This is a genomic window from Pseudomonas sp. (assembly GCF_032058845.1).
In the GTDB taxonomy this organism is placed as follows: Bacteria; Pseudomonadota; Gammaproteobacteria; order Pseudomonadales; family Pseudomonadaceae; genus Aquipseudomonas.
In genome coordinates this window covers 6699-18650 of the sequence record NZ_DAMCCR010000021.1, presented here as the reverse complement: position 1 = coordinate 18650, position 11952 = coordinate 6699, and the positions used below count along the sequence as shown (strand labels likewise).

At 65.8% G+C, this 11952-nt stretch carries 12 protein-coding genes; 8 read left to right on the top strand and 4 right to left on the bottom strand.

Going from position 1 to position 11952, the window contains the following annotated elements; all coding sequences use genetic code 11:
• The 4 genes from RT028_RS06390 to RT028_RS06375 all read right to left on the bottom strand — a co-directional run.
• Window positions 1-579, bottom strand: a 579-nt coding sequence (locus RT028_RS06390) for a response regulator (RefSeq protein WP_312933649.1), incomplete at its 3' end; no start/stop codon positions are given.
• Between the two features lie 111 nt (window positions 580-690).
• Window positions 691-1650, bottom strand: a complete 960-nt coding sequence (locus RT028_RS06385; protein WP_312933647.1) for a glucokinase — start codon at window positions 1648-1650, stop codon at window positions 691-693.
• A complete protein-coding gene (edd, locus tag RT028_RS06380; RefSeq protein ID WP_312933645.1) occupies window positions 1647-3473 on the bottom strand; it encodes a phosphogluconate dehydratase in 1827 nt (608 codons plus the stop codon). Before edd ends, RT028_RS06385 begins: the two co-directional genes overlap by 4 nt.
• A gap of 72 nt (window positions 3474-3545) precedes the next feature.
• Window positions 3546-3740 (bottom strand): hypothetical protein, encoded by a 195-nt coding sequence (locus tag RT028_RS06375; RefSeq protein ID WP_312933643.1) that lies wholly within the window; start codon window positions 3738-3740, stop codon window positions 3546-3548.
• On the opposite strand from RT028_RS06375, the gene gap reads away from it, so the two are divergent.
• The 8 genes from gap to RT028_RS06335 form a co-directional block, all read left to right on the top strand.
• Window positions 3739-4740 (top strand): type I glyceraldehyde-3-phosphate dehydrogenase, encoded by a 1002-nt coding sequence (gene gap / locus RT028_RS06370; protein ID WP_312933641.1) that lies wholly within the window; start codon window positions 3739-3741, stop codon window positions 4738-4740. The two genes, RT028_RS06375 and gap, sit on opposite strands and share 2 nt — an antisense overlap.
• Before the next feature lie 247 nt (window positions 4741-4987).
• A complete protein-coding gene (locus RT028_RS06365) occupies window positions 4988-5500 on the top strand; it encodes a sigma-70 family RNA polymerase sigma factor (protein WP_312933639.1) in 513 nt (170 codons plus the stop codon).
• A 78-nt stretch (window positions 5501-5578) separates the two neighbouring features.
• Window positions 5579-6541 carry a FecR domain-containing protein gene (locus RT028_RS06360; protein WP_312933637.1) on the top strand — a complete coding sequence of 321 codons (963 nt, stop codon included), beginning with the start codon at window positions 5579-5581 and terminating at the stop codon, window positions 6539-6541.
• Between the two features lie 184 nt (window positions 6542-6725).
• A complete protein-coding gene (locus tag RT028_RS06355; RefSeq protein ID WP_312933635.1) occupies window positions 6726-9320 on the top strand; it encodes a TonB-dependent receptor in 2595 nt (864 codons plus the stop codon).
• Between the two features lie 115 nt (window positions 9321-9435).
• Window positions 9436-10044 (top strand): biliverdin-producing heme oxygenase, encoded by a 609-nt coding sequence (locus tag RT028_RS06350; RefSeq protein ID WP_312933633.1) that lies wholly within the window; start codon window positions 9436-9438, stop codon window positions 10042-10044.
• A gap of 48 nt (window positions 10045-10092) precedes the next feature.
• Window positions 10093-10500 (top strand): YbaN family protein, encoded by a 408-nt coding sequence (locus tag RT028_RS06345; RefSeq protein ID WP_312933631.1) that lies wholly within the window; start codon window positions 10093-10095, stop codon window positions 10498-10500.
• A 122-nt stretch (window positions 10501-10622) separates the two neighbouring features.
• Complete coding sequence (locus tag RT028_RS06340) at window positions 10623-10985, top strand: DUF5064 family protein (protein ID WP_312933629.1); 363 nt, start codon at window positions 10623-10625, stop codon at window positions 10983-10985.
• Between the two features lie 66 nt (window positions 10986-11051).
• Window positions 11052-11952 (top strand): sigma 54-interacting transcriptional regulator (locus RT028_RS06335; protein WP_312933624.1); only part of this gene is annotated, 901 nt, incomplete at its 3' end.

Sequence of the window (11952 nt, the reverse complement as noted above, 5' to 3'; positions counted from 1 at the left end):
GCGCCCGCGGGTAGCGTTGCCGATGGTGTCGCGGTCGAGAATCTGCTGCGGGTGGTCGAGAAACAGTTTGAGCAAGGCAAAGTCGGCGCCAGTCAGAATCACCTCTTCGCCGTCGCGGTGATACAGGCGATGGCGGGTGGTATCCAGGCGCCAGTCATCGAAGCTGATCACGCTGCTGGCAGGCGCGGCCTGAGCGAACTCGGTACGCCGCAGCAGCGCCTTGATGCGCGCCAGCAGCTCACGCGGGCCGAAAGGCTTGCCGATGTAATCGTCGGCGCCCAGCTCCAGGCCGATGACCCGGTCGGTCTCGTCGGAACTGGCGGTGAGCATGATGATCGGCACCCGCGCGTGGCGCGGGTGCTGACGCACCCAGCGGCACAGGCTGAAGCCGTCTTCGTCGGGCAGCATCACATCGAGAATGGCCAGGTCGAAGTCACCGGCCTCGAGCGCCTGGCGAAAGCCTTGTCCGCTGGCTTCGGCACGCACGTCGAAGCCGGCGCGGCTGAGGTAGGTTTGCAGCAGTTCGCAGATGTCGTGGTCGTCGTCGACCATCAGTATCGATTTACCGGAGGTGCTCACGGTCGATCCCTTTTTACGGCTGACAGGTGCAGCCGCCGATGTGCCTGGTAGGCGCGGAGGCAGTGCGGCCGGTAGTGTAGCTGGCAGGCCATGGGCCTGCCATGACCAGGATCAGCCCTGCAGTGACTGCTCCAGCGCAACGCCGGCGCCGAGCAGGCCCGACAGTTCAGCGGTGACCAGCCACACCGGAATGCCGGCGAAGTAATCGCTCATCAGGCCCTTGTCGGTAAAGCTGGCTTGAAAGCCGCTGCGCAGGAACAAGTCGGCGAAACGCGGGATCACGCCGCCGGCGATGTACACCCCGCCGCGGGCGCCGAGGGTCAGCACGTTGTTGCCTGCCACCCGGCCGAGGAAGCGGCAGAACTGCTCGATCACCGCCATGGCGCGGGGCTCGCCACCCAGGGCGGCATCGGTGATCTGCGCAGGTGTCTTGTGCTTGGGCACGTCGCCATCGATGGCGCATAACGCCTCATAGAGCCGCACCAGACCACCGCCACTGAGCACGCTTTCCGCGCTGACGTGGCCGAGCTGGCTTTGCAGGTACTGACGAATCGCCGCTTCGCGAGCATTGCCCACCGGCAGGTCGACATGGCCGCCCTCCCCTGGCAAGGCCAGCCAGCGCTGCTCGCCCTGGTGCAACAGGCAGCCCACGCCAAGCCCGGTGCCTGGGCCGATGACCAGTGCCGGACGCGTCGGGTCCGGGGTGCCGGCGCACACCTCAAGGGATTCCTCGGGTTTGAGCCGGGTCATTCCCAGCGCCATCGCAGTGAAGTCGTTGACCAGCAGCAGATGCCCGATCTGCAGGTGCTCGCAGAACGCCCGCTGGCTCAGGCGCCACTGATTGTTGGTGAAGTGGAATTCATCGCCCTGCACCGGGCCTGCAACCGCCAGGCAGGCGGCGCGCACGCTACCGGACGCTACGCCGTGGTCGCTCAGGTACTGTTCGATGGCCTGTTCCGGGCCGCTGTAGTCGGCGGTGGCGAATACCTCCACGGCCTCCAGCTGATTGTTCCGCCACAGCGCAAAGCGCGCATTGGTGCCACCGATGTCGCCGACCAGCAAGTCCGTCATCCAAGCTTCTCCAAATCTGCGGTAAAGGCGCTGGCGCCTTGCTCGGCAGAGCTGAAGGCGACGCGCATGAAGCCGAACAGCTCGCGCCCGCAGCCCAGGTCATTGCCCTGGGGGGCGGGGGGCAGATCACGGCTGGCCAGTTCGTCGGCCGAGAGCATGACCTGCAGCGTGCCTTCGACGCCGTCGACGCGCACCATATCACCATCGCGCAGCCGTGCCAGCGGGCCGCCGTCGAAGGCTTCGGGGCACACGTGGATGGCCGCCGGGATCTTGCCCGAGGCGCCAGACATCCGCCCGTCGGTCACCAGCGCCACTTTGAAGCCGCGATCCTGCAGCACGCCGAGGAAGGGCGTCAGCTTGTGCAGCTCTGGCATGCCGTTGCAGCGCGGGCCCTGGAAGCGCACCACCGCCACGAAGTCGCATTCCAGCTCACCGGCCTTGAAGGCGTCGGCCAGTGACTGCTGGTCCTGGAAGATCCGCGCTGGCGCTTCGACCACCTGATGCTCGCGCGCCACCGCCGACACTTTCATCACGCCGCGACCGAGGTTGCCGTTCATGACCCGCAGGCCGCCTTCAGGGGAAAACGGCCGCGCCACCGGGCGCAGGATCGATTCGTCGAGGCTCTGTGTCGGCCCCTCGCGCCAGACCAGCTGGCCGTCTTCGAGGAACGGCTCTTGCGTGTAGCGGCGCAGGCCGGGCCCGGCGACGGTGTTGACGTCCTCGTGCAACAGCCCTGCGTCGAGCAGCTCGCGGATCAGGAAGGCCATGCCGCCAGAGGCCTGGAAGTGGTTGATGTCGGCCTTGCCGTTGGGGTAGACGTGCGACAGCGTTGGCACCACCTCGGAGAGGTCGGCCATGTCCTGCCAGGTGAGCTGGATGCCCGCCGCCTGGGCGATGGCCGGCATGTGCAGGGTGTGGTTGGTCGAACCGCCGGTGGCGTGCAGGGCGACGATGGAGTTGACCAGGGATTTTTCGTCGACGATCTCACCGATGGGCATGAACTGGCCGCTGGCCTTGGTCATGCGCGTCACCTGGCGAGCGGCTTCAGCGGTCAGCGCATCGCGCAAGGGCGTGTAGGGGTTGACGAACGAGGCGCCCGGCAAGTGCAGGCCCATCACTTCCATCACCAGCTGGTTGGTGTTGGCGGTGCCGTAGAAGGTGCATGTGCCCGGACCGTGGTAGGACTTCATCTCCGATTCCAGCAGCTCCTCGCGGCTGGCCTTGCCCTCGGCGTAGCGCTGGCGCACGTCGGCCTTTTCCTTGTTGGAAATACCCGAGACCATCGGCCCGCCCGGCACGAACACGGTCGGCAGGTGGCCGAAGCGCAAGGCCCCCATCATCAGGCCCGGCACGATCTTGTCGCAGATGCCCAGCATGAGTGCGGCGTCGAACATGTTGTGCGACAGCGCAATGGCCGTGGACATGGCGATCACTTCACGGCTGGCGATGGCCAGCTCCATGCCCGGCTCGCCCTGGGTGACGCCGTCGCACATGGCCGGCACGCCGCCCGCGAACTGGCCAACCGAACCGATGTCACGCAGCGTCTGTTTGATCTGTTCGGGGAAATGCTGGTAGGGCTGATGCGCCGACAGCATGTCGTTGTAGGCCGAGACGATGGCCACGTTGGCCGCGTTCATCAGGCGCAGGGTCTGTTTGTCATCCGTGCCGCAGGCGGCCACGCCGTGGGCGAAGTTGGCGCACTGCAGGCTGGCGCGCATGGGGCCGGCGCTGGCCGCGCCATGGATGAGCGCCAGGTAGCGTTCACGGGTGGCACGGCTGCGTTCGATCAGCCGCTGGGTGACCTCAAGGATGCGCGGATGCATGTACAGGACTCCAGGCTTGCGGTAAGGGCGGTCTTGCTGGGCAGTTTCCGTAACAGCGATACACGCCTAGGCTCAGGCCTGGGCTTGTATCACGCCATCATCCGGTTGAACCCGACCACTCGTTGTATGTTCTAAACAAAATATTGCCACCAAAAAGGGTTGTTTTCTATCTGCGAGGGAATAATCTTGTAATTCCAACAACAAAACCGTTTCAGCGAAGCCATTCTTTTGCCACAGGCTTCCCCAGACTGCCAGAGGTATTGCCATGACCATTCGCATCGCCATCAACGGATTCGGCCGCATTGGGCGCAACGTGCTCCGCGCACTCTATACCCAAGGCTATCGGGATGACCTTCAGGTCGTCGCTATCAACGACCTGGGTGACAGCGCCATGAACGCCCACCTGCTCAAGTTCGACAGCGTGCACGGCGCCTTCGATGCGCAGGTGGAAGTCGATCACGAAAGCATTACCGTCAATGGCGACCGCATTGCCGTCAGCGCCATTCGCAACCCGGCTGATCTGCCCTGGAAGGCTGAAGCGGTGGATGTGGTGTTCGAATGCACCGGCCTGTTCACCGACCGCGAGAAAGCCGCTGCGCACCTCAGCGCCGGCGCTGGCAAGGTGATCATCTCGGCGCCGGCCAAGGGCGCGGATGCCACGGTGGTCTATGGCGTCAACCACGATGTGCTGCGCGCCTCGCACCAGGTCATCTCCAATGCCTCGTGCACCACCAACTGCCTGGCCCCGGTGGCCCAGGTGCTGCACCGTGAGTTCGGCATCGAGCAGGGCCTGATGACCACCATCCATGCCTACACCAATGACCAGGTGCTGACCGACATGTACCACAGCGACCCGTACCGGGCGCGTTCGGCCACCCAGTCGATGATCCCGAGCAAGACCGGCGCGGCCGAGGCGGTCGGGCTGGTGCTGCCGGAACTGGCCGGCAAGCTGACCGGCATGGCCGTGCGCGTGCCGGTGATCAACGTGTCGCTGGTGGACCTGACGGTGAACCTGCAACGCGAGGTCAGCCGCGAAGAGGTCAACCAGGTGCTGGCCGAGGCCAGCCGTCAGTCGCCAGTGCTGGGCTACAACGCACTGCCGCTGGTGTCGTGCGACTTCAACCACAACCCGCTGTCGTCGATCTTTGACGCCAACCACACGAAAGTCAGTGGTCGCATGCTCAAGGTGCTGGCCTGGTACGACAACGAGTGGGGCTTCTCCAACCGCATGCTGGACAACTGCCGGGCCCTGTTCAGCGCACGCTGAATACAGGCGCTCAGCGCTGGCCGGGCTGAGGCGCTTTGTGCGCATGGGGTGAGCGTGTCCGGTTCACGCGGGCTTGCCGCCCCTTCTGGTTCGGGGCTTCTGGCCCCTGAGCCGGCTGCCAGCCCCTGGGTTGGTGCAAGCCTCAGGGGAGCGGACACACCCCCTAACCCATCTTGTGAATCCCGATCTTGACCTCAGCGGAAGATGATACGCATTATCAATAACTTTCCTCTGGTCAGGTTTCCCCGTGAGTCAGTCCCGGTTCAACGCGCTCTTTGTCCATCAGCGTCTTCCCCTGCTGCGCACCTTGCAGCGCATGGTCGGTAACCCCAGCACCGCTGAAGACCTGTTGCAGGAAACCTATCTGCGCGTCACCCGCGCCCTGGGCGAGCGGCCAGTCATCCACCTTGAACCCTTCGTGTTCCAGACCGCGCGCAACCTCGCCCTGGACCATTTGCGTGCCCGCCGTGCGCAGGCGCGGACCTTGGTCGAGGATGTGCCCGAACAGGTCCTGCATAACGTCGCCGCGCCGCTGGGCAGCAGCGAAGACGCCGCCCATGCCGAGCAGTTGCTGCGCCATCTGAGCAGCCAGCTAGGCCAGCTCAGCCAACGCCAGCAGCGCATCTTCGTGCTGAGCCGGGTGCACGGCGCCAGCTACATGGAAATCGCCGAGCAGCTCAAGGTATCGGCCAGTACCGTGCAAAAGGAACTCAAGCTGATCATGGCCATCTGCATGGGTGTCGCCGATCGCCTGGGCTGAATGACTGGATGCACGCCTTGCCAGCCTGAGCACCAGCCCTGATCATCTCTTGCCCACCGCGCCCTGCAAGGACTCTTCGTGACCGATCACTCCCCTGCCCGTCCTGCTGACACCCCAGCCGATGCCCGCGCCCGTGCGCGTGAGCAGGCGCTGGCGTGGCTGGTACGGCTGCAATGCGCGAGCGCCGAAGACGAACGCGCCTTTGCCGCGTGGCTAGGGGAAGCCGAGGAAAACGCCGAGGCCTACCTGCACGCCGAAACACTGTGGAACGGCGCGGCCGTGCAGCAGGCGGCCGGGCAACTGAACCAACGCCAGCGCAGCACCTGGACAGCGCGCCTGCGCCGCCATTGGAAACCGCTGTCCACCGCCGCGTTGCTGGTGGTCGGTGTACTTGGCTTCGGCAACCTGCCGGTGCGTTTGCAGGCCGACCACCTGACCGCCGTCGGTGAACGCCAGCGCCTGCAACTGGACGGTGGCGCGCGGGTCCTGCTCAACACCAACAGCGCCCTGGCCAACGACCGCCGCGAGGGCCAGGGCATCGCCCGCCTGCTACAAGGCGAGGCGTATTTCCAGGTGCCTGCCGGCGCACACCCCCCGCTGGAAGTGCAGGCCGGGCCCCTGCGCGCACGCGCTGGCGACACCGATTTCGCCGTGCGCTACCTCGATGGTCAGGCCCAGGTACGGGTGCAGCGCGGCGATGTCGACCTGCAATCGCCCAGCGATCAGCGCATCCGCCTGCGTGCCGGCGACAGCATCAGCCTCGGCCCGGCAGGCTTCAGCCAGCCGCAACAGGCCGACATGGGCCAGGCGCTGGCCTGGGTCGACGGTCGTCTGGTGTTCGAAAACTGCCCTCTGAGCCAGGTGCTGGCGGAGGTGCAGCGCTATTACCCGGGCTGGATCATCAACCGCAACGCGCGTCTGGACGACCTGGCGGTGACCGGCAACTACCGTCTCGACCAGCCACTGGAAACGCTGCGCGCCCTGGCCCACATTACCTCGGCACAGTTGCAGGAATACCCGGCGCTGGTGATTCTCAACTAGGTTTCACTCGCGCCGATCCAGCGGCGATCGTGGCATTGGCTGGCCCTGTCCTTCTCGCCCTGCGATTTATTTTTACGCTCTCGCCCACCCTCTTGCGTCTCGTTATAGCCAATGCGACTGATTCTTGTTCTTCATGGGCAACGAATCAGCACTTATAACGTTCGCGCGACAGGGAGCGCTTTCGATGTCCACAGGTTTCAACCGCCCGTCCACCCCATCCCGCCGTGTCGGCCAACTGTCACTGCTGACCCTGGCCATGCTCGCCGGCGGCGTCTGCAGCCTGCCCGCGCTGGCGGCAGAGCCCGCCCAGGCCAGCAGCCCGCGTTCGGGTGATTACCGCTTCGCCATCGACCAGCAATCACTGGGCGCAGCCCTCAATGCCTTCACCCAGGTGACCGGCTGGCAGGTGGGGTACTCCGCTGAGCTGGCTCATGGGGTTTCGTCTGGCGGGGTGCGCGGTGCACTCTCGCCTGAAGCCGCCCTCAAGCGCCTGCTGCACGGCACCGGGCTGGCCTATCGCACCCTCAGCGCGGGCAATGTGGTGATCGAGCGGCAGACCGTGGCCCAAGGGCGCAGCGTGGCCCTGCAGGAAACCACCATCAGCGCCACCCGCAGTGAACAGGACGTCACCCAGGTACCCAGCACCGTCAGCGTGCAGACCCGCGAGCAACTCGACCGCCAGAACGTCAACACCATTGCCGAGCTGGTGCGCCAGGAGCCGGGCGTGTCGGTCAGCGGCATCGGCCAGCGCAGTGGCCTGAACGGCTACAACATCCGCGGCATCGACGGCGAGCGCATTCTCACCCAGGTCGATGGCGTGGCCATTCCCGACAGCTTCTTCTTCGGCCCCTACGCGCAGACCCAGCGCAACTACGTCGACCCGGAAACCATCAAGCGCGTCGAAATCCTCCGCGGCCCGGCCTCGGTGCTCTATGGCAGCAACGCCATCGGCGGCGCGGTCAGCTACTTCACCCTGGACCCCGACGACATCATCAAGCCCGGCAAGGACGTGGGCGCCCGTCTCAAGACCGGTTACAGCTCGGCCGATGACAGCTGGCTGAAGTCGGCCACGGTCGCCGGCCGCAGCGGGGCGGTGGATGGCCTGCTGCACCTGAGCCGGCGTGACGGGCACGAAACCAGCGCCTATGGCAGCCACGGCGGCGACGGCCTCGCGCGCAGCTCGGCCAATCCCGAGGACGCACGCACCAACAACGTGCTGGCCAAAGCCAACTGGAACTACGCCGACGACGACCGCCTCGGCGTGGTCTACGAGCGCTTCAAGAACGATCGCGAGCAGAACGTGCGCAGCGCGGTCGGCGGCCCGTTCAACAATGGTGCAGGCTTTGGCTTCTACCGCAGCCGTCAGGCCGAGGACACCGTCACCCGCGAGCGCTTCGGGCTGGAACATGAACTGCGTCTGGACAGCGCACTGGCCGACCACGCCAAGTGGAGCCTGAACTACCAGATCGCCAAGACCGACCAGCACACCGAAGAAGTGTATTTCCCCTTCAGCCGCACCGTGCTGCGCACCCGCGACACCACCTACAAGGACCGCCAGTGGATGCTCGATGCGCAGTTCGACAAGGCCTTCGCCCTGGGCGATACCGAGCACCTGCTGACCTACGGCACCACCTTCAAGCAGAACAAGGTCACCGGCTCGCGCAGCGGCACCGGCACCTGCCTGGCCGTCGGCGCTGGTTGCCCGAGCGTGGGCTTTCAGCGGCCGGGCGATGGGCAGGTCCGGGTCAGTGATTTCCCCGACCCGACCGTCTCCACCTACAGCCTGTTCGCGCAGGATGAGATCCGCTGGAACGACTGGACCTTCCTGCCCGGCGCCCGCTACGACTACACGCGCATGAAGCCCAAGGCCACCGACGAATTCCTTCTCGGCCTGCAAGGCAATGCCGGCACCGGGCCGGCGGCCATCGACACCTCCAGCAAGCGCTGGCACCGGGTCTCGCCCAAGCTGGGCGTGACCTACGCCTTCGATGAGCACTACACCGGCTACGGCCAGTACGCCGAAGGTTTCCGCACCCCAACCGCCAAGTCGATGTACGGGCGCTTCGACAACCCGATCGAAGGCTACCGCGTCGAGGGCAACCCGGACCTGGAGCCGGAAACCAGCAAGAGCCTGGAAACCGGGCTGCGCGGCACCTTCGAGGGCGGCAACTTCGATGTTGCGCTGTTCTACAACACCTACCGCGACTTCATCAACGAGGACGCCGTGCAGTCGGCCGCGCTGGGCAGCACCTTCAAGGCCAACAACATCAAGCGCGCCACCATCAAGGGCGCCGAGGTCAAAGGCCGGCTCGAGCTCGACCACTTCGGCGCGGCGTCCGGGCTGTATGCACAAGGCTCGATCGCCTACGCCCACGGGCGCAACGACGACAACGGCCAGCCGCTCAACAGCGTCAACCCACTGACCTCGGTCTGGGGCCTGGGCTACGAGCAACCGCACTACGGCGGCCTGCTGAGCTGGACCCTGGTCAAGCGCCAGAACCGTGTCGACGACACCACGTTCTTCGCCCCTGACGGCACCAGCAGCCAGTTCCGCACCCCCGGCTACGGCGTGCTCGACCTCACCGGCTTCTACAAGATCACCCGCGACCTGACCGTCAATGCCGGCCTCTACAACCTCACCGACAAGAAGTACTGGCAGTGGGATTCGATCCGCGGCTACGACGGCCTGGGTGAAGCGGGCGTTACCCAGCCCGCCAACCTCGACCGCCTGACCCTGCCGGGTCGCAACGTGGCGATCAACCTGATCTGGGACATCTGACCCCATCCGCCGGACGCGCCGCCGCCGCGCGCGGTCGCGTTCGACGGGATTTTTTACCGTTTTCGTTCGGCTGTTTCGTCTTCATACACAGACGCCCCCATTCCAAGGACTGCCCATGACCACCGCCCCTGCCCCCGAGCGCGCCAGCCTGCGCTCGCAACGCCTGAACCAGGTCACCCACGCGCCGCACAGCGAGCTGGATGCTCTGGTCAAGGCGCACGCACCGTTCTCCAGCCGCGAGCGCTTCGCACGCTTTGTGGTTGCCCAGTACCTGTTCCAGGCTGAGCTGCAACCGCTGTACCGCGATCCGGCCCTGATCGCGCTGTTCCCGGACCTGGCAGAACGCTGCCGCGCCGAGCAGGCCAGGCTGGACCTGGCCGATCTCGGCTGCAGCGTGCCCGCCCCGCTGCCGGGTGCGCTGCACAGCCCCAGCCAGGCCGAGGCCCTGGGCTGGATATTCGTTTCCGAAGGCTCCAAACTGGGCGCCGCCTTTCTCATCAAGCGGGCCGAAGCGCTGCAACTGTCCGATACCTTTGGCGCGCGTCACCTCGGTGAGCCCGCAGGCGGCCGTGCCGAGGGCTGGAAACAGTTCACCCGCCGGCTGGATGCGCTGGCGTTATCGCCAGAAGAAGAGACCGCCGCCGAACGCGCCGCCGTGGCTGCGTTCCAACGCTTTACCGAGTTGCTCAAGCACGCCTACGCGACCGACGCCGCACTGGCCTGACATGCCCACCCGGCCACCCCGTGTGGCCGGATTCACTGCAGTGAGATCATGACCCGACTTGCCCGCTCCCGCCTGACCCGCCTGCTGTACGCGCTGCTGGCCTACACGAGCCTGGGCATCGGTCTGATTGCCATCGTCATTCCCGGCCTGCCGACCACCGAATTCATTCTCCTTGCGGCCTGGGCCGCCACGCGCAGCTCTCCGCGCCTGAGCGCCTGGCTGGAGAATCACCGATTGTTCGGGCCGATCCTGTACAACTGGCGCAACGGCAAGGTGATCCAGCGGCGGGCCAAGGTCAGCGCGACGGTGAGCATGCTGCTGTGTGCGGTCCTGATGCTGGTGGTGCTGGAGCATCGCTGGCCGGTGTTTCTCGCCATCGCCGGCATGACCCTGGGAAACCTGTGGATCTGGTCTCGCCCCGAACGCCCGACGCCGCCGTGCAACGCTGGGCAATGAACGCGCCGCGCATTTTCCCCGCCAGCCATCGATCGCAGCACGGCCCACCGCGTATCAGCTACCTTTGACTCCAGCCAGTACGCTGGAACGAGGCTATTCATTGATCATTCGGAGGTAATCCCATGGCCATCTTCAACCCCGGCCACCTGCACATCGAGCGCCATGCGCTGAACAAGACCGACCACAGCTACAACCTGTGTATCGATTACGAGGTGTTTCAAGACCCCAAGGAAGGCGCCGGCATGACGTTTCGTGTGCACGGTACGATCGACGACACGCCCATGGACGACAGTGTGTTCCTGCCCAAGGATCAAGCCTTCGACTTCGCCCGGCACATCACCCGGTTGGCGGAAAAGCACGGTTTGCCCAAGGATGCGACCAGCCTGACGTCCTCGCACGCGTTCTATGACCTCATGTTCGAGGATGTCCGCGCCCAGCTCGGTGTGAAATCCGGCGACCCGGTCAAGCCCGAACACCTCACCTGACGCGCTGGGGTTGCCGGACGGGCCGAGGCATACTGTGCGCCCCTCCGGCCGTGGCAACAGCACCCCATGCGTATCCATGTCAGTTTCATCGACCGCGTCGGCATCACCCAGGAAGTCCTCGCCTTGCTCGGTGCCCGCCACCTCAACCTGGACGCGGTGGAGATGGTCCCGCCCAACGTCTACATCGACGCCCCGACGCTGAGCCCGGCGGTCCTGGAGGAGCTGCACGACGCACTGTTCGAGGTGCAGGGTGTGCAGTCGGTGGAGGTGGTCGACATCCTGCCTGGGCAACGCCGCCACCTGCAGCTCGACGCTCTGCTGGCCGCCATGAGCGACCCGGTGCTGGCCGTCGACAGCGCCGGCAAGGTGCTGCTTGCCAACCCGGCATTGATCGCCTTGTGCGGGCGCGAGTCGGCCGGGCGTTCCGTGGGCGAGTTGTTCGGTGATCCGGGCCTGCTGCACACCCTGCTGGAGAACAACTTCCGCCTGCCGATGCGCGAAATGCAGTTGAACGGCCAGAGCCTGCTGCTCGACGCCAATCCCATCACCAACGCCGGCGGCCTGCTCACCCTGTACCCGCCCACGCGCATGGGTGAACGCCTGTCGGCGCTGCGCCACGACCACGCCGAGGGGCTGGATGCGCTGCTCGGTGAATCCCCGGCCATCCGCACCCTGAAAGCCCGTGCGCTGCGCGTGGCGGTGCTCGACGCACCGTTGCTGGTGCATGGCGAAACCGGCACCGGCAAGGAGCTGGTGGCACGCGGTTGCCACGCGCTGAGCAGCCGCCACGCCGCGCCGTTCCTGGCGCTCAACTGCGCTGCGCTGCCCGAAAGCCTGGCCGAGAGCGAGCTGTTCGGTTACGCCCCTGGCGCCTTCACCGGCGCCCAACGCGGCGGCAAACCGGGGCTGATGGAGCTGGCCAACCAGGGCACGGTGTTTCTCGATGAAATCGGCGAGATGTCGCCGT